Origin of the sequence: Anaeromyxobacter sp. Red801 (genome assembly GCF_049201065.2) — a bacterium.
Lineage (GTDB): Bacteria > Myxococcota > Myxococcia > Myxococcales > Anaeromyxobacteraceae > Anaeromyxobacter.
This window is the reverse complement of record NZ_CM181236.1, coordinates 1,911,098-1,929,002: the sequence shown is the minus strand read 5'-3', so window position 1 is coordinate 1,929,002 and position 17,905 is coordinate 1,911,098. Positions and strand designations below refer to the sequence as shown.

General features: G+C 75.9%; 16 protein-coding genes. 8 read left to right on the top strand and 8 right to left on the bottom strand.

Features of this window, described 5'->3' with window-relative positions:
* Positions 1–84 precede the first annotated feature (84 nt).
* From ACOQFB_RS08830 to ACOQFB_RS08810, 5 genes are read left to right on the top strand one after another with little or no spacing between them, the layout of a single operon-like run.
* Entirely contained in the window at positions 85–762 is a 678-nt protein-coding gene (locus tag ACOQFB_RS08830) for a flagellar hook assembly protein FlgD (RefSeq protein ID WP_421610854.1), read from the top strand.
* Positions 763–793: 31 nt separating this feature from the next.
* Positions 794–2,080: a flagellar hook protein FlgE gene (locus tag ACOQFB_RS08825; protein WP_421610855.1), complete on the top strand. Its 1,287-nt coding sequence runs from the start codon at positions 794–796 to the stop codon at positions 2,078–2,080.
* 42 nt (positions 2,081–2,122) lie between these two features.
* Complete coding sequence (locus tag ACOQFB_RS08820) at positions 2,123–2,359, top strand: flagellar FlbD family protein (protein ID WP_059438749.1); 237 nt, start codon at positions 2,123–2,125, stop codon at positions 2,357–2,359.
* A gap of 3 nt (positions 2,360–2,362) precedes the next feature.
* Positions 2,363–3,148, top strand: a complete 786-nt coding sequence (locus ACOQFB_RS08815; RefSeq protein WP_059438740.1) for a flagellar motor protein — start codon at positions 2,363–2,365, stop codon at positions 3,146–3,148.
* 15 nt (positions 3,149–3,163) lie between these two features.
* Positions 3,164–3,943, top strand: coding sequence for an OmpA/MotB family protein (locus tag ACOQFB_RS08810; protein ID WP_421610856.1), 780 nt, complete (start codon positions 3,164–3,166; stop codon positions 3,941–3,943).
* A 14-nt stretch (positions 3,944–3,957) separates the two neighbouring features.
* Here the strand turns inward: ACOQFB_RS08810 and ACOQFB_RS08805 are convergent, their stop codons facing one another.
* From ACOQFB_RS08805 to ACOQFB_RS08770, 8 genes are all read right to left on the bottom strand, one after another.
* Entirely contained in the window at positions 3,958–5,046 is a 1,089-nt protein-coding gene (locus ACOQFB_RS08805; RefSeq protein WP_421610857.1) for a protein-glutamate methylesterase/protein-glutamine glutaminase, read from the bottom strand.
* 3 nt (positions 5,047–5,049) lie between these two features.
* The gene (locus tag ACOQFB_RS08800; RefSeq protein WP_421610858.1) at positions 5,050–5,961 is read right to left on the bottom strand and encodes a CheR family methyltransferase; all 912 of its coding nucleotides are present in this window, start codon (positions 5,959–5,961) and stop codon (positions 5,050–5,052) included.
* The gene (locus ACOQFB_RS08795; protein WP_421610859.1) at positions 5,942–6,499 is read right to left on the bottom strand and encodes a chemotaxis protein CheW; all 558 of its coding nucleotides are present in this window, start codon (positions 6,497–6,499) and stop codon (positions 5,942–5,944) included. The genes ACOQFB_RS08800 and ACOQFB_RS08795 overlap by 20 nt, the downstream gene beginning before the upstream one ends.
* Positions 6,500–6,524: 25 nt before the next feature.
* Positions 6,525–8,390, bottom strand: coding sequence for a methyl-accepting chemotaxis protein (locus ACOQFB_RS08790; RefSeq protein ID WP_421610860.1), 1,866 nt, complete (start codon positions 8,388–8,390; stop codon positions 6,525–6,527).
* 87 nt (positions 8,391–8,477) lie between these two features.
* Entirely contained in the window at positions 8,478–10,472 is a 1,995-nt protein-coding gene (locus tag ACOQFB_RS08785) for a chemotaxis protein CheA (RefSeq protein WP_421610861.1), read from the bottom strand.
* Between the two features lie 10 nt (positions 10,473–10,482).
* Entirely contained in the window at positions 10,483–10,851 is a 369-nt protein-coding gene (locus ACOQFB_RS08780) for a response regulator (RefSeq protein WP_012633700.1), read from the bottom strand.
* Complete coding sequence (locus ACOQFB_RS08775) at positions 10,844–11,137, bottom strand: STAS domain-containing protein (RefSeq protein ID WP_421610862.1); 294 nt, start codon at positions 11,135–11,137, stop codon at positions 10,844–10,846. The genes ACOQFB_RS08780 and ACOQFB_RS08775 overlap by 8 nt, the downstream gene beginning before the upstream one ends.
* 17 nt (positions 11,138–11,154) lie before the next feature.
* Positions 11,155–12,948: a methyl-accepting chemotaxis protein gene (locus ACOQFB_RS08770; RefSeq protein ID WP_421610863.1), complete on the bottom strand. Its 1,794-nt coding sequence runs from the start codon at positions 12,946–12,948 to the stop codon at positions 11,155–11,157.
* Positions 12,949–13,535: 587 nt separating this feature from the next.
* On the opposite strand from ACOQFB_RS08770, the gene ACOQFB_RS08765 reads away from it, so the two are divergent.
* From ACOQFB_RS08765 to ACOQFB_RS08755, 3 genes are read left to right on the top strand one after another with little or no spacing between them, the layout of a single operon-like run.
* The gene (locus tag ACOQFB_RS08765) at positions 13,536–14,120 is read left to right on the top strand and encodes a chemotaxis protein CheW (RefSeq protein WP_421610864.1); all 585 of its coding nucleotides are present in this window, start codon (positions 13,536–13,538) and stop codon (positions 14,118–14,120) included.
* Complete coding sequence (locus ACOQFB_RS08760) at positions 14,117–16,834, top strand: methyl-accepting chemotaxis protein (protein ID WP_421610865.1); 2,718 nt, start codon at positions 14,117–14,119, stop codon at positions 16,832–16,834. Before ACOQFB_RS08765 ends, ACOQFB_RS08760 begins: the two co-directional genes overlap by 4 nt.
* Positions 16,834–17,901 carry a protein-glutamate methylesterase/protein-glutamine glutaminase gene (locus tag ACOQFB_RS08755; RefSeq protein WP_421610866.1) on the top strand — a complete coding sequence of 356 codons (1,068 nt, stop codon included), beginning with the start codon at positions 16,834–16,836 and terminating at the stop codon, positions 17,899–17,901. The genes ACOQFB_RS08760 and ACOQFB_RS08755 overlap by 1 nt, the downstream gene beginning before the upstream one ends.
* The last annotated feature ends 4 nt before the right edge of the window (positions 17,902–17,905 follow it).

Below are 17,905 nucleotides of genomic sequence, written 5' to 3'. Positions count from 1 at the left end.
CGCCCCTCCCCCCTTCCCTGCCGCCCCCGCGCGCGCCGCCCGCGCGCGCCGGGGCGCCCACGACGTCACCGCCTAGGAGCCCGCGTGTCCACCTCCCCCGTCACCAGCGCCCTCGGCGCGCTCCCGCAGCCCGGCCAGGCGCCCGCGCCCGCCTCGAGCGCGCTCGGCAAGGACGCGTTCCTGAAGCTCCTCACCACGCAGCTCCAGCACCAGGATCCGCTGTCGCCCATGGACAGCCAGGCGTTCGTGGCGCAGCTCGCGCAGTTCTCGTCGGTCGAGCAGCTCGGCGCGCTCGGCGACAAGCTCGACACGCTCGCGGTGGCGCAGGCCTCGTCGAACCAGCTCGGCACCGCGGCGCTGGTGGGCAAGGAGGTGCTCTTCCGCGCCGACCGCGTGCGCCTCGACCCCGGCGCGCCCGCCCGCTTCGAGGTCACGCTCCCGGCCGACGCCGGCGAGGCGGTGGCGATCCTCGCCGACGCGAGCGGCCGGGTGGTGCGCACGCTCCCGCTCGGCGCGCGCGAGGCCGGGACGTTCCCGGTGAGCTGGGACGGCCGGGACGCGTCGGGCGAGCCGCTCCCGGCCGGCGACTACCTGCTCACCGTCTCCGCCACGCGCGCCGACGGCACCGAGCTCGACGCGGCCACCAGCCTGCGCGGCACGGTCACCGGCGTCACCTTCGAGAACCAGGCGCCCGAGCTGCTGGTGGGCGGGCGCCACGTGAAGCTCTCCGACGTCCTCCAGCTCGCCGCCCCCGCGGCCTGATCCCCAGCCCCGCCGCACGAAAGGAAGCCCCATGTCCCTCCTCACCGCGCTCTCCTCCGGCACCACCGGCCTCCAGGCCTCCTCGCTCGAGCTCTCGGTGGTCGGCGACAACATCGCCAACGCCAACACCGTCGGCTTCAAGTCCGGCCGCGCCGCCTTCGAGGACGCCCTCTCGCAGACCGTCATCGGCGGCAACGGCCAGATCGGCCTCGGCGCGCGCCTCGGCGGCGTCCAGAAGATCCTGACCCAGGGCGCCCTCGCCTCCACCGGCCTCGCCACCGACCTGGCGCTGCAGGGCAACGGCTTCTTCGTGGTGCGCGGCGCGCACGCCGGCCAGACCGGCACGTTCTACACGCGCGACGGCCAGTTCACGGTGGACGACGACGGCTACCTGGTGAACCTGGAGGGCCTGCGCGTGCAGGGGTTCCCCGCCGATCCCGCCGGCGCGCTGGCCGGCCTGCCCGCCGACCTGCTCGTCGGCACCGCCTCCGCCCAGCCGCGCGCCACCACCCGGCTCACGCTCAAGGCGAACCTCCAGGCCGACGCGGCGGTGCCGGCCGCCGCGTGGGATCCGGCCAGCCCGGGCGCGACCTCGAACTTCTCCACCACCATGACGGTGTACGACGCGCTCGGCGGCAGCCACGCGGTGCAGGTCTACTTCCGCAAGACCGGCGACGGCGCCTGGGACTGGCACGCCCTCACCGACGGCGCCGGCGTGGCCGGCGGCACCGCCGGCCAGCTCACCGAGATCGCCGGCGGCACGCTCGCGTTCGGCGACGCGGGCGAGCTCACCGCGATGACGCAGTCCTCGAGCTTCACCCCGGCCGGCCAGGCCGCCCCCCAGCCCCTCGACTTCTCCTTCGGCGATCCCACCGCCGCCGGCGGGACCGGCCTCGCCGGCGTGACCCAGTTCGCGGCCGCCTCCGCCAGCACGTTCATCGGCCAGGACGGCTACGGCTCGGGGCAGCTCGCCTCCGTCCGCGTGGGGCCGGAGGGCGTCATCTCCGGCGTGTTCACCAACGGCCAGACCCGCGTGCTCGGCCAGGTGGCGGTGGCGGGCTTCGCCGCGCCCGACCAGCTCGATCGCGCCGGCGGCAACCTGCTGCAGCAGACGCCGGGCTCGGGCCAGCCGGTGGTGGGCGCGGCCGGCTCGGGCGGGCGCGCGTCCATCGTGGCCGGCTCGCTGGAGCAGTCCAACGTGGACCTGGCAGAGCAGTTCGTGCGGCTCATCGCGGCGCAGCGGGCCTTCCAGGCCAACTCCAAGACCATCACCACCGCCGATCAGCTCCTCTCCGAGCTCATCGCCATGAAGCGCTAAAGGCCGCCGCCCGGCGTGCCGATGGACGATCGGGAGCCGCTCATGATCGTCCTCACGCGCCTCGACGGCAGGCCGCTCGTCGTCAACGCCGACCGGATCCTCACCGCCGAGGCCACCCCCGACACCGTGCTGCTGCTCGACGGCGGCCTGCACCTCATGGTGCGCGAGCCGCCGGACGAGGTGGTCGAGCGGGTGATCGCGTTCCGCCGCCGGATCGCCGCGGGCCCGGCGCGGCCCGGCGCGCTCGTCGCGCTCCCCCGCCCCGCACCCGAGGAGTGAGCCATGGACGTCACCACCATCGCCGGGATCGTCGTCGCCGTGGGCCTCATCCTGCTGGGCCAGGCGCTGGAGGGTGGGCACGTCGGCTCGCTCCTCCAGGCCACCGCGGCGCTGATCGTGTTCGGCGGGACCTTCGGCGCGGTGCTGGTGGCGTTCCCGCGCCGCGACGTGGGCAGGGCGCTCTCGCAGCTCAAGCTCGTATTCACCGAGCGCAAGGTGGACCTGGGCGCGCTCTCGCGCGAACTGGTGGACTACGCCGGCGTGGCGCGCCGCGACGGCGTGCTCGCGCTCGAGGGGAAGCTCCCCGGGATCCCGGACCCGTTCCTGCGCCGCGCGCTCCAGCTCGTGGTGGACGGCGTGGACGCCTCGGTGACCCGCTCCACCCTGGAGGCCGCGGTGGACGCGGACTTCGAGGAGCGCGCGGTCGGGGCGAAGGTCTGGGAGGCGGCCGGCGGGTTCGCCCCCACCGTCGGGATCCTCGGCGCCGTGCTCGGCCTCATCCACGTGATGGAGAACCTGTCGGATCCGTCCAAGCTCGGCGGCGGCATCGCCGTCGCCTTCGTGGCGACCGTCTACGGCGTGGGGAGCGCGAACGTCCTGTTCCTCCCGTTCGCGAACAAGATGAAGCGCAAGCTGGCCGCGGAGCGCGACCGCAAGACGCTCGTCACCGAGGGCGTGCTCGCCATCCAGGAGGGCATCAACCCGCGCGTCCTGGAGGAGAAGCTGCGCGCCTACAGCGGGGAGCCGCCGGCCGCGCGCGAGGCGGAGCCCCGCCGCAAGGCCGCCTAGGCGGCGCGAGGACCCATGGCCCGCCGACGCCGCGAGGAGGAGCACGAGAACCACGAGCGCTGGCTCGTGTCCTACGCCGACTTCATGACCCTGCTGTTCGCGTTCTTCGTGGTCATGTACGCGGTGTCGCGCGTGGACAACAAGCGCGTGGTCCAGGCGGCGGAGTCCATCCGCTGGGCCATGCACTTCTCCGGCACCGGCGGGACCGGGGCGCTGCCGCTGTTCGACGGGCCGCCCAGCGAGGGCGGCGGGCCGGCCCTCGAGGCCGGCACCAGCATGCGCCAGGAGCACCGCGGCATCGAGCTGCTGCGCAAGCGGATCGAGCGGCGCGTGCGGCCGTTCGTGATGGAGCGCCGGCCGGTGCCGGTGGTCTCGGTGCTGGTGGAGGGGCGCCGGCTCACCGTCCGGCTCGCCGCCACCGAGTTCTTCGACCCGGGCCAGGCCGCGCTCCGGCCGCAGGCGCTGGCCCTGCTCGACGCGATCGCGGAGGAGCTGGTGCCGCTCGGCCGCCCGCTGCGGGTGGAGGGCCACACCGACGAGACGCCGGTGGGCGGCGGCGGGCGGTGGATCAGCAACTGGGAGCTCTCCGCGGCGCGCGCCGCCACGGTGGTCGGCTACCTGGAGCAGGCGCACGCGGCCCGGCCGGCCGCGCTCTCCGCGGTGGGCCTCGGCTCGGCGCACCCGCTCTCCGGCGACGCGACGCCCGAGGCGCACGAGCGGAACCGGCGCGTCGAGCTGGTGCTGGAGCTGGAGCCGAAGGACGAGCTGCTCGGGGCCGCGGCGCAGGAGGAGTAGCCGCGGCGCGCGGCTCAGCGGCACAGCCGCAAGAGCTCCGGCGGGATGGCCGGCAGCGGGAGCACGCGGTCCGCCGCGCCCAGCCGGATGGCCTCGCGCGGCATGCCGAACACGACCGAGGTGGCCTCGTCCTGCGCGATCGTGTCGGCGCCCATGCGCTTCAGCTCGGCCAGGCCGCGCGCCCCGTCGTCGCCCATCCCGGTCATGATGACGCCCACCGCGTTCCGGCCCGCGTAGCGCGCCGCGGATCGGAACAGCACGTCCACCGAGGGGCGGTGGCGGGACACCAGCGGGCCGTCCCGCACCTCCACGTGGTAGCGGGCGCCGCTGCGCCGGAGCAGCGTGTGCCGGTTCCCGGGCGCGATCAGCGCCCGCCCCGGCACCACCGCGTCCCCGTCGGCGGCCTCCTTCACCGCGATCGCGCAGAGCCCGTCGAGGCGGCGCGCGAAGGCGGCGGTGAAGACCTCCGGCATGTGCTGCACGATCACCAGCCCGGGCGCGTCCCCCGGGAGCGCGGCGAGCAGCTCGCGCAGCGCCTCGGTCCCGCCGGTGGAGGCGCCCACCACCACCACCCGCTCGGTCGTCTGCAGCACCGCGTCCGGGCACGGGCGGGCCAGCACGGCGTCGGCGGTGAGCTTCGGCTGCACCAGCGGCGCGCCGGCCCGCGGCCGGCCGAGCCGGGACCGCGCGGCCGCCTTGACCGCGTCGCAGAGGCGCACCCGCGACTCCTCCAGGAACCGCCGCGTGCCGACGCGCGGCTTCGCCACCACGTCCACCGCCCCGCACTCCAGCGCGCGCAGGGCCGGCTCGGCGCCGGCCGTCGCCAGGCTGGAGCAGATCACCACCGGGATCGGGTGCTGCGCCATCAGCCTGCGCAGGAAGGTCAGCCCGTCCATGCGCGGCATCTCGAGGTCGAGCGTGATGACGTCGGGCGCCTGCCGGCGCATCCGCTCCACCGCGGCGTACGGGTCGCCGGCGGCGCCGATCACCTCGATCCCGGCGTCGGAGGCGAGCACCGCCGTGAGCGTCTCGCGCACCAGCGCCGAGTCGTCCACCACCAGCACGCGCACGCGCCGCGCGGGGCGCTCCGGCCCGGGCGGCATGCGCTAGCCGCCCTCCCGCCGGCGGTAGACGGTCGGCGCCACCGCATCGAACGGCACCTCCAGCCCGGCGATGCTCTCCGCGTGTCCCAGGAAGAGGAAGCCGCCCGGGGAGAGGACGCGCGCGAACTGGAGGAGGACGCGCTCCTGCACCGAGCGCTCGAAGTAGATGAACACGTTGCGGCAGAAGATCACGTCCATCCGGTCGCGGAGCCGGTAGTCGGGGTCCAGCAGGTTGAGCTGCTCGAGCGCGACGAGCTCGCGCACCCGCTGGCACACCCGGACGACCTGCGGATCGCGGACGCTGCGCAGCAGGTATCGCCGCCGCAGCGCGAGCGGCACGGGCCTGACCTGCGCCTCGGTGTACTCGGCGCCGCGCGCGCGCTCGAGCACGCGGGTGGAGAGATCGGTGGCGAGGATCCCGAAGCGCAGCCCGGCCGCCTGCCGCCCGGCCTCGAGCAGCACCATCGCCAGCGTGTACGGCTCCTCGCCGGTGGAACAGCCGGCGCTCCACAGCCGGAGCGGCCGCCGCGTCCCCGCGCCGCGCTCCGCGGCGAGCGCCGGCAGCACGTCGCGGGCCAGGAGCTCGAAGTGGTGCGGCTCGCGGAAGAAGTCCGTCTTGTTGGTGGTCACGTGATCCACCATCCGGACCACCTCGTCGCCTGCCGCGCCGCCCAGCACGTGCTCGCAGTACTCGCCGAAGCCGGCGAGCCCCAGCTCGCGGACGCGGCGCCCCAGCCGCGACTCCAGCAGCGTCCGCTTCGAGGGGGGCATGCGGATGCCGCAGCGCCCCTCGATGAACGCGCTCAGGCGCGCGAAGTCGCGCGGCGAGAGCGCGGGCGGCCCGCCGAGCCAGCTCGCCGCCGGACCGGTCGGGCCGCCGTCCGCCGCGTGCCGATCAGCCCGCGAGCCCTGCATCGCCCACCCGCTCCGCCCCGGCGCCGTCCGGCGCCGCGCCCGGAGGGACGCCCGCACCCAGCGGCTCCGTCAGGGCGCGCAGCCCGTCCTCCGCGAGCACCCGCTCGATGTCGAGGATCACGAGGAACTGGTCCTCGCGCCGGCCCATGCCGCGGATGAAGGCGGTGTCCACCCGCGCGCCCATCCGCGGCGGCGGCGCGATGGCGGCCGGATCGAGCTCGATCACCTCCTGGACCGAGTCGGCCAGGGCGCCGAGCACGAGGGGCTCGCCGTCGGCCGTGACCTCGGTGATGACGACGCAGGTGTCGATGGTCCGCTCCGTGGGGGAGAGGCCGAGCTTCAGGCGCAGGTCCACCACCGGGACGATGTCGCCCCGGAGGTTGATCATGCCGCGCAGGAAGTCGGGGGTGCGCGGCACCTTGTTCACCCCGGTGAACTCGAGCACCTCGCGCACCCGCTCGATCTCGACGGCGTAGTGCTCGCCGTCGAGCGTGAAGGTCAGGTACTGCTGGCTTCGGGTCGAGGCCGACGCGTCCATGGCGTTCTCCGGTCGCGCGGGGCGCTCAGTAGGCCTGGTAGCCCGGCTCCGGCTCCGGGGCCTCGGCGAGCTCGATGCGGACGCCGGCCTCGGACGGCGCGGCGGCGGGCCGGGCCGGCTTCGGCACCGGCTTCGGCACCGGCGGCGTCGCCCCCGGCGCGGGCCGCGCCGGGGCGTTCGGAACCTTCGAGGCCTTCGGGGCGCGCAGGGCCGGCGGGGCGGCCGGTCGCGCCGGCGCCACCGCGCGCACCGCGCCACGCCCGGCGCCGTCCGCAAGGCGGAAGAACGCGATCAGCTCCTGCAGCTTCACCGCCTGGGCGGTCAGCTCCTCCGCGGTGGAGCTCATCTCCTCGGCGCCGGCCGCGTTCTGCTGGATCACCTGGTCGAGCTGCTGGATGGCCTTGGAGATCTGGGCGGCGCCGGTGTCCTGCTCGCGGCTCGCGGCGCTGATCTCCTGCACCAGCTCGGAGGTCTTCTGCGCCTCGGGCCGGATGCGCCCGAGCAGCTCCCCCGCCTTCTCCGCCACCGACACGCTGCTCGCGGAGAGCTCGCTGATCTCCCCGGCCGCCTTCTGGCTGCGTTCGGCGAGCTTGCGCACCTCGGAGGCGACCACCGCGAAGCCCTTGCCGTGCTCCCCCGCGCGCGCCGCCTCGATGGCGGCGTTCAGCGCGAGCAGGTTCGTCTGCCGGGCGATCTCGCCGATGATCGAGACCTTGCCCGCGATCTGCTTCATGGCCTCCACCGTGCGGGCCACCGCCTCGCCGCCCTCGGCCGCGACGCCGGCCGCCTTCGTCGCGAGCTGCTCGGTCTGCGAGGCGTTGTCCGCGTTCTGCCGGATGTTCGAGCCCATCTCCTCCATCGACGCGGAGATCTCCTCGATGGACGAGGCCTGCTCGGTGGCGCCCTGGCTGGTCTGCTCGGACGCGGCGCTGAGCTGCTCCGAGCCGGCTGCCACGCCGTCCGCGGCCACCTTCACGCCCTGCACGACCTCGGTGAGCCGGTGGACCATCTCGGAGAGCGCGCGGAGCAGCTCGTCCTTGTCCGAGCGCGCCTCGAGCCGGACCTGCAGGTTGCCGCCCGCGACCTCCTGCGCCGCCCGGGTGATGCCGCCGAGCGCGTGGTTCATCGCCGCGAACGCGCGGGCGAGGACGCCCACCTCGTCCTTGCGGTCCTCGCGGAGCTGGACGTCCAGATCGCCGATCGCCATCCGCTCCGCCGCGGTGACCATCGCCCCGATGGGCCGGCTGATGGTGCGCGCGACGAGGATCCCGAGGCCCACCGCGAGCAGCATGGCCGCCAGGGCGATCACCAGCATCAGCCGGTTGGCCCGCTCGGCCAGCGCGTCGTTCGCCTCGCTGGTCTGGCGCGCGACCTCGTCGTTCGAGTCCAGCATCGCCTGGAGCGCCGCGCGCTCGGCCTCGAACGCGGTCGCCAGCTCCCCGCGCAGCACCTCCTGCGCGCGCTGGTCCTCGCCCGCCCGGATGTGCGCCGCCACCCGGTCGCGGGCGGCCGAGTACGCGCGGTGCAGCCCCTCCAGCTCCGCGAACGCCTTGCGGTCCGCGTCGGTGGAGAACGTCTCCGGGTAGCGCTTCATGCGGTCCTGGAAGCGCGCCTCGTACGCCTCGAGCTTCGCGAGCGGCGCCTCGCGCGCCGAGCGGTTGCTCTCGCCCAGCGCGTCCTGGAGCTCGGACTTCTGGCCGCGGTAGCTCGCGACCATCTCCGCGAGGTACTTCAGGGACAGGGTGCACTTGTGGTAAAGGAAGCTGTCGGCCGCGTTCAGGGTGTTGAGCTGCCTGTACCCCACCCCGCCCACCACCCCCGCCATCAGCGCGACCAGGGTGAACCCGACGAGCAGCTTCGCGGTGATCCCGAGGTTCTCGTACCAGCGCATACGGTCTCCGTTGCGTCGCGCGCGAGGGCGAGCGGCGCGTCTGCGCCGGCCCCGCCGAGGGGCCGGCGTCCTGCGGTCGACTTCGCCTCACGCAGCGCGGGCCGCGTGCTCCTTCAACAGCGCCGCGACGTCCAGGATGGGCGCGACGCTCCCGTCGCCGAGGATGGTGGCGCCGGAGAGCCCCTTCACGCTGCGGAACATCTGCCCCATCGACTTGATGACGGCCTGGAGCTGGCCGGCCACCTGGTCCACCGCCAGGCCGCAGCGCCCGGCCTCGGTCCGCACGATCGCGATCTGCTCGTGCTCCGGCCGCGCGCCGCGCACCTCGAACACCTCCCGGAGGCGCAGGTACGGGACGAGCTCGCCCCGCACCGGCGCGAGGTGCGCCCCGCGCGCGGCCTCCACCTCCGCGGCGGTGAGCCCGACGCACTCCTCCACCGCCGCGAGCGGCAGCACGTAGCTGCCCCCGCCCACCTCCACCAGCAGCCCCTCGATGATCGCGAGCGTGAGCGGCAGCTCGATGCGCAGCGCCGTGCCGGCCCCCGGCGCGCTCTCCAGGGCCACGGTCCCGCGCAGCGCCTCGACCGACCGCTTCACCACGTCCATGCCGACGCCGCGCCCGGAGACGCTGGTGATCGTCCGCGCGGTGGAGAACCCGGGCTGGAACACGAGGTTGAGCAGGTCCGCCTCGCCGACGCGCGCGCCGGGCTGCAGCAGGCCCCGGGCCTCGGCCCGGGCGCGCACCGCCGCCGGGTCGATGCCGGCGCCGTCGTCGCGGACCTCGACGACCACGCTGCCGCCCGCCTGGCGGGCCGAGAGCGAGATGGTCCCGCGCGGCGGCTTGCCGGCGGCGCGCCGGGCCTCGGGAGTCTCGATGCCGTGATCGCAGGCGTTCCGGATCACGTGCACGAGCGGGTCCCCGAGCCGCTCGATGACGGTCTTGTCGAGCTCCGTCTCGGCGCCCTCCGTCACCAGCTCGATCTCCTTCCCGAGGTCGGCCGCGAGGTCGCGCGCCACCCGCCGCAGGCGCCCGAACGCCGTACCGATGGGCACCATGCGGAGGTCGAGCGCGGTGTCGCGCAGGTCGGCGGTGAGCCGCTCCAGCCCCTCGGACACCGCGGCCAGCTCCGCGTCCTCCGCCTGCGCGGCGAGCCGCGCCAGCCGGGACTGCGCGGTCACCAGCTCGCCCACCAGGTCCACCAGGTGGTCGAGCTTGGCCGCTGCGACCCGCACGCTGGAGGCCGCCTCGGGCGACCGGGCCGGGCCGCCGGTGGAGCGCGCGACCTCCCCGGCCCCGGCCGCCAGGGCCGGGCTGGGGGCGGCAGGGGCGGCAGGCGCGGCCTCCGCGTCGGGGAGCGCCTGGACGCGCAGCGTGCAGCGGTCCTCGACGAAGGCGAACACGTCGCGGATGGCGTCCTCGCCGCGGTCCGTGGTGAGGGTCACCTCCCAGGCCAGGTGGCACCGCTCCGGCGCGAGCTCCTCGAGGGGCGGGATCCCGTCGGTCCGCGCCACCACCACGCATGGGCCGAGCGTCGACAGCTCGTCCAGCAGCCCCAGCGGATTGGTGCCGTTCTCGAACAGGTCCGGGCTGGGCTCGAAGGCGATGCGCCAGGTGCGCGGCCCGAGGGCCGCTGCCGCGTCCCCGCCCGCGCCGCATCCGGCGTCCGCCAGCTCGCCGACGGCCGGCGCCCGCGCCCCGCCCTGCGCGTCCGGCGCGAGGGCCCGGTAGGCCGCCACGAGCCGATCGCGCTCGCGCCCGTCCGCGCCGCCTTCGCCGTCCAGCATGCCGCGGACCAGGTCCTTGCCGGCGAGCGCGAGCCCGATCAGCTCGCGGGTGACGGCGAGCCGTCCGCCGCGGACGTGCTCGAACACGGTCTCCAGCTCGTGGGTGAACGCCGCCACCTCGTCGAAGCCGAACATCGCGCCCGAGCCCTTGATCGTGTGCAGCGCGCGGAAGGCGCGCGACACGAGCTCGGCGTCGTCCGGCGCCTGCTCCAGCTCGAGCAGGGTGGCCTCCAGCTCCGCCACCCGCTCGCCCGCCTCCTCGCGGTAGCTCGCCGCCAGCTGCTCCAGGGAGCGCATCGTGTCCTCCTCAGGCGCCCAGCAGGCGCGCGGCCACGGCGAGGAGCTGCTCGGGGGTGAACGGCTTCACGATCCAGCCGGTGGCGCCGGCGGCCTTCCCCTCCAGCTTGCGCGCCTGCTCCGACTCGGTGGTCACCATCACCACCGGCGTGAGCCGGTGCGCGGGGTCGGTGCGCACCGCGCGGATGAGCCCGACGCCGTCGAGGTTGGGCATGTTGAGGTCCGTGAGCACGAGCTGCACCGGGCGCGCCGCCAGCTTCGCGAGCGCGTCCTGCCCGTCGACCGCCTCCAGCACCTCGTACCCCGCCCCGGTGAGCACGACCCGCTCGGCGAGCCGGACGCTCGCGGAGTCGTCCACGACGAGCACGCACCTAGCCATCTCGATCCTCCACGTCCAGCCAGCTTCCCTCGAGCGCGCGACCGAGCCCGGACCGCGCCACCGCGGCCGCGAGCGCCTCGCTGCGCGCGTCGAGCCCAAACCGCACGCCGCGCGCGGCGGCGCTGCGCGCGGCGGCGCACAGCACCTGCAGCCCCGCCGCATCGGCCGACGCGACCACCCCGGCGCCCAGCGCGAGATCCTCCCCGCGCTCGAGCGCCTCGAGCAGCAGCGCCCGGAGCGCCTCCGCCCGCGCGATCGTCAGGTCCTCCGGCAGCTCGATCCGCATCCCGCTCCTCCCGCTCCTCAGAACAGCTCGACGTTCGCGCCCAGGTCGTGGGCCGCCGCCGGCGCCGCGACGCCCGCCGCGGCCGGCGTCGCCGCCTCGCCCGTCACGCGCGCGTGGACGTCGCGCTCCGACGACATGGTGTAGCGCTCCAGCGCGGCCCGCCCGCCCGCCCGCGCCGCCGGCGCGGCCGCGCCGGCCCCCTCCGCCGCGCGCGCGCCGGCGCTCGCGAGCTCCCGCTCGAGCGCGTCCAGCCCGCGCGAGATCTCGAGCTGCCGCTCCAGCCGCGCCGCGATCTCGTCCACCTCTCGCCGCAGCGCCGCGCTGTCCTCGCGCAGGCGCCGGGTGCCCTCGGCGAGCGCGAGGTGCTGCGCGCCCAGCCGCGCGACGAGCGCGCCCATCGCCTCCGTCAGCGCCTCGCCCTCGGACGCGGCCGCGGCCGCGCGGTCCACCTCGAGCGCCGCCGCGGCCGAGGTGATCGCGTCGAGTGACGCGGACACCTCGTCGGTGCGCCGCACCACCTCTGCCGCGACCACCTGGATCTCGCGCGCGAGCACGGCCAGCACGCGCCCGCCGACGCCCGCCCGCTCCGTCTCCACCAGCGCGTTCAGAGCGATGATCTTCACCGCGTGCCCGATGGCCCGGGTCGCGCGGACCTGCTCGGCGATCCCGCCCACCGCCTCGGCGACCCGCCGCGCCGAGTCGGCCCCGGCGCGCGTCTGCGCCAGGTGCTCGCCGAGCGTGCGGGTCGCCGCGCCCACCCCGCGCTCCACGCGCGCGATGGGAGCGCCCTCCGCCCCGTCGCCCGCCACCTGACCGAGCTCGCGCCCGAGCGCGTCGGCGCGCGATGCCATGGCGCGCAGGCTCTCGCGGATGCCCTCCAGCGCCTCCAGCAGCCGCGCCCGCGCCCCGCCCACCTGCGCACCGGTCAGCCGGCACACCCCCGCCGCCTCGGCGAGCCACGCCGCCGGCTCGGGGGACCTGCCCGCCGTCTCGCCGGCGTCCGAGTCGAATTCGCGCAGGACCTCGGCCACGTGCTCGAGGATCTGTCGGGTGGCGTCGTGCCCCTGGAGGCCGACCACCACGCTGGCCGCGCTCCCAGCGATCCCGACCGACGCGTCCGCCGCCCCGGCCACCACGCGAGCCTGCGCGGCGGCGAGCGCCCGCAGCGCCGTGAGCGCCTGGTGCGTGTCGCCCAGCATCCGGTCGGACCAGGCCCGCTCGCGCCCCGCGAACGCCTCGGCGGCGGCGCGGGCCGCCCCGACCGCCTGGGCGAGCTCGCCCGCGCGGGCGACCATGGCCGCGAAGCGCGCCTCGACCTCGTCGGCCAGGCGGCGCACGTCGGAAGCGACCGTCTCCACCCCCGCGTTCGGGACCGCCGCCCGGCAGTTCTCGATCCGCGTGTTCACCCCGAGCGCCCGCAGCGTGCGCGGCACGTCCGCGAGGGCGCCGCCGGCCGCGGCGAGCACGTCCGCGCGCGCCCCCACCCCCTGCAGCGCCTCCCGCTGGCGCGTGGCGCCGGCCCGGCTCTCGCCCAGGTACGAGGCGAGCCGCTCGAGCGCCGGGGCCAGCTCAGCCGCGGGGTCGGCGTCGCTCCCGGCCCCGCCCGACCCCGCGGCCCGGCGCGCCGCGTCCACCATACCGCGGGCCCGCCCCTCCAGCGCGCCGAGGCGGTGGCCCGCCTCGAGGAACACGTCCTCCGAACCGTCGAGGAGCGCAGAGAGGCGCTCGGCCACGCCGCGCAGCTGCGCGCGGGTCGCCTCGAGCAGTGCCGCCGGGGCCTCCGGCGCCGGTCCGGACGGAACGGCTTCCATGCGCTCGCTCATCCTCCACGCGCCGAGACCGCCGCGTCGCGCCGCCCCGGCACCGGCCGGGGGGGCCGAGCGCCCCGCTCAGCACCGCCCGTGCCACCGCCCGCGCGCGCGCCGGAATCGCGCCGCGTCGCACGCGCCAGCGTCGCCGGCGCATGGCGGCGCCGACTTCACCCGGGGTTCATGGGCGCGGTGCGCGGCGACCCGCCCGCCCCGGCCACGGCGCCGGCGCGAGAGTGGCCCCCAGCGCGAGGATCCGGCGGGCACCCCGCGCGCGCAGTGAAACGCACCCCGGAGTGGAGGCGGCCCCAGCCGCGGGCGCGCGCCGCCCGGGGCGAGCCGCGGGACTCAGGTGCGTCGCCACCCGCGCCGCACGCGCCCGCAGGCGCCGCGCGCGTCGCGTTCCTGACGCCGCCGCGGCCCCGGCGCGCGCGTCCCGGCGCGGCTCCGGGCGGGCGCGCCGGTCCCGTGGCGCGCGCCGGCGGCTCGCGCCCGGCTGGCACGCCGGGTGCTCCATCGCGGCGCGGAGCTCGCGGCGCCAGGACCGCGGCGCGGCCGCGACGCCGCGAGACGAGACGGGAGGATCGCACGTGACGACGGAGCTGGCGAAGGCCGACGGAGCGGCGGGCACGGCCACCGAGCTGGGCCGCCGCCTCGCCGGGAAGTACATGACGTTCCAGCTCGCGCGCGAGGAGTACGGGATCGAGATCCTCACCGTGCGCGAGATCATCGGGCTGCTGGAGATGACCCGCGTGCCGCGCACGCGCGACTTCATCCGCGGGGTCATCAACCTGCGCGGCAAGGTCATCCCGGTCATCGACCTGCGCCTCAAGTTCGGCATGGAGCGGTGCGAGCCCTCCGATCAGACCGTCATCATCGTGGTGCACTGCGCGGTCGACGGGAGGCCGCTCACCATGGGCCTGCTGGTGGATCAGGTGCTCGAGGTCCTCTCCATCGGCCCGGCGATGATCGAGCCGACGCCCGCGCTCGGGCAGGCCGCGCCGGAGGAGGACTTCATCCTCGGCGTCGGCAAGCACGACCGGCGCATCGTGTTCCTGCTCGACATCGCCCGGATCCTCTCCTCGGACGACGCCCGCGAGCTGGGCCGCGCGTCCGGCGCCGGCGCGCCCGCCGGCGTCACCCCTGGCCCCGAGACGACGGGAGACGTGCCATGAAGACCCGCAACACCAACAACGGGAAGCTCATCTTCGCGGGGTTCCTCGCCGCGAACATCCTGGCGGTCGCCATCGGCGCCACCTCCTTCTTCACGGTGCGGCGCCTGTCCGGCTCGCTCACGGCCGTCACCAACCAGGAGCTGCCCGCAGCGCTGGCGCTGGCGCGGGTTCGCGCGGCGGTCAACGGCGTGATGCGCGCCGCGAACGGGATGATGAGCCCGCGGATCTCCGGCGACGCCGAGACCCGCGAGGCCGTGTTCACGCTGGCGGAGGGCTCGCTGCGGGACCTCGCCCAGGCCCGGAAGGTGCTCGACGGGCTCACGCACGCGGCCGCGGAGCGCGACGTGTGGGGGCGCGTGAGCGGGTCCCTGGATGCCTGGAACGGCCTGGTCGCGGCCTACGTGGACGCGGTCCGCCGGCGCGAGACGCAGCTCACCCCCGAGGCCGACGAGCGCTGCTGGACCCTGTACCAGCGGCTCCGCGCCAAGCAGGTCGAGTTCGCGCCGCTGCTCGACGGGATGATCGAGGCGTCGGCGAAGGACGCGCAGGCGCTCGAGGCGGAGTCCGCCGTGGCGGCAGGCCGCAGCCAGCTCACGGTCGCGGTCCTGGTGATCGCGGGCTCGATCGCGATGCTGGCCATCGCGTGGCTCCTCGCCCGGCGCGTGTCGCGGGCCATCGGTGCCATGGTGACCGAGACCGGCCGCCTCTCGGCGGCGGTGGAGGCGGGGCGGCTGGACGTGCGAGGGGACCTCGCGCGCGTCGACCCCGACTTCCGCCCGGTGGTGCAGGGGATCAACGCCACCATGGACGCCTACGCGCGCCCGATCCGGATGGCCGCGGACTGCGTCACCCGCATCGCACTGGGCGACATCCCCGAGCCCATCACCGACCGGTACGAGGGAGACTTCGACCGCATCAAGGAGGCGCTCAACGGCTGCATCGCGAGCCTGTCCGGCGTCCTCGGCGCCATGGAGGCCACCGGCCGGGCCCAGGACGAGGGGGACATCGAGGCATTCGTCGAGGAGGAGCGGTTCCAGGGCGCCTACCGCCGCGTCGCGGCGAGCATGAACGCCGGGCTCCGCACCCACGTCTCCGCGATCCTCGAGATGCTCACCACGTTCGGCGCGTACGGCGAGGGCGACTTCGAGCCGAAGCTGGCGCCGCGCAAGGGCAAGCAGGCGGTCGCGAACGAGACCTGCGACCGGATCCGCGACAACCTGCGCGCGGTCGCCGCCGAGGTCCAGGCGCTCACCGCCGCGGCCGCGGAGGGGCGGCTGTCGACCCGCGCCGACGCCGCCCGCTTCCAGGGCGACTGGCGCACGCTGGTCGAGGGCGTCAACGGCACGCTCGACGCGATCGTCGGCCCGCTCAAGGTGGCGTCGAACGTGGTGGACGAGATCTCGCGCGGCGCGATCCCGCCGCCGGTGGCCGAGGCCTGGTCCGGCGACTTCGTCCGGCTGAAGGATCACCTGAACGGCTGCATCGCCGCGGTGAACGCGCTCGTGGCCGACGCGAACCGGCTGGCCGACGCCGCGGTCGCCGGCAGCCTCGACGCGCGCGCCGACGCCGCGCGCCACCAGGGCGACTTCCGGCGCATCGTGGAGGGGGTGAACCGGACGCTGGACGCCGTCCTCGCGCCGGTGGAGGAGGCCGCCGGCGTGCTGGAGAGGCTGGCGCACCGCGACCTGCGGGCGCGCGTCCAGGGCACCTACCAGGGCGGCCACGCCCGCATCGCCGACTCGGTGAACGGCACGGCGACGGCGCTCCACGACGCGCTCGCCCAGGTGAACGAGGCGGTGGAGCAGGTGTCCAGCGCCGCGGCGCAGATCGCCGCCTCGTCGCAGGCGGTGGCGTCCGGCGCCTCGCAGCAGGCCTCCTCGCTGGAGCAGACCTCCAGCTCGATCGAGGAGGTCTCGGGCATGACCAAGCAATCCTCGGACAACGCGCAGCAGGCGAACCAGCTCGCCGTGACCGCGCGCGGCGCCGCGACCGAGGGCGCGACCGCGGTCGAGCAGATGCAGGGCGCCATGGCGCGCATCAAGGCGTCGGCCGAGGGCACCGCGCAGATCATCAAGGACATCAACGAGATCGCGTTCCAGACCAACCTGCTCGCGCTCAACGCGGCGGTGGAGGCGGCGCGCGCCGGCGAGGCCGGCCGCGGCTTCGCGGTGGTCGCCGAGGAGGTGCGCTCGCTCGCGCTCCGCTCCAAGGAGGCGGCCAACAAGACCGAGGCCCTCATCCGCGACTCGGTGAAGCAGGCCGGCGAGGGCGAGGTCACCGCGCGGCACGTGGCCGCCAAGCTCGGCGAGATCGTGCAGGGCATCGGCAAGGTCACCGACATCGTCTCGGAGATCGCGGCCGCGGCCCGGGAGCAGTCCACCGGCATCGAGCAGGTGAACAAGGCCATCGCCGAGATGGACAAGGTCACCCAGCAGAACGCCGCCTCGGCGGAGGAGTCGTCGTCCGCCGCCTCGGAGCTGTCCGGGCAGTCGGAGGAGCTCGCGGCGATGGTGGGCGCGTTCCAGCTCGACCGCTCGCAGCGGCAGGCGGCGCCGCGCCGTCCCGCCGCCGCGCCGGTCCGCTCGCCCCCTGCGGCGCCGCCCGGCGCCCGCCCGCGCCCCGGCACGAACGGCGCGGGCGCGCTCGCGAGCTCCCGCGCGCTCGCGGAGCAGGCGTTCCCCATGGACGACGACGCCGAGATCCGGGACTTCTAGTGGACGCCGGCGCGCCAGCGAGCGGCCCCCGGCGCATCCGGGTGCTGGTGGTGGACGACTCCGCCGTGGTGCGGAACGTCTTCCAGCAGGAGCTCTCGGCCGACCCGGAGATCGAGGTGGTGGGGACGGCGCCGGATCCGTTCGCGGCGCGCGACCTCATCCTGGAGCGCTCGCCCGACGTGATCACGCTGGACGTGGAGATGCCGCGCATGGACGGCCTCACGTTCCTCCACAAGATCATGCGCTACCGGCCCACGCCGGTGATCGTGGTGTCTTCGCTCACGCCCGCCGGCGGCGCGCTCGCGCTGGAGGCGCTCGCCGCCGGCGCCTGCGACGTGATGTGCAAGCCCGGGGCGGCGTACTCGGTGGGCGAGATGACCGCCGACCTGGTGGAGAAGGTGAAGGAGGCGGCCGCCGCCGGCGTGCGCGCGCCCGCGCCGCTGCCGCCGCCGGCGCGCGCCGCGACGTCGTGCGCCCTGTCCCGGACCACGCACCAGGTGGTCGCCATCGGCGCCTCCACCGGCGGCACGGTCGCCATCGAGCGGATCCTGGTGGCGCTCCCGCCCAGCGCGCCCGGCATCGTGATCACCCAGCACATGCCCGAGCTGTTCACCCGCTTCTTCGCGAAGCGCCTGCGCGACCAGTCCGGCCTCGACGCCCGCGAGGCGCAGGGCGGCGAGTCGGTGGTGCCGGGGACGGTGCTGGTCGCGCCGGGCAACCGGCACATGCTCCTCCGGCGGTCTGGCGCCCGCTACGTGGTCGAGGTCAAGGATGGGCCCCGGGTGAACCGGCACCGGCCCTCGGTGGACGTGATGTTCCGCTCGGTGGCCCGCACCGCCGGGCGCAACGCGGTGGGGGTGATCCTGACCGGCATGGGCGGCGACGGCGCCCAGGGCCTGCTCTCGATGCGCGAGGCGGGCGCGCGCACGGTCGCGCAGGACGAGGGATCCTGCGTGGTGTACGGGATGCCGAAGGTCGCGGTGGAGGCCGGGGCGGTGGAGCGCACGCTCCCGCTCGACCGCATCGCCCCGGAGCTCCTGCGGCTCACGGACGGCGCGCTCCCCTGAGCGG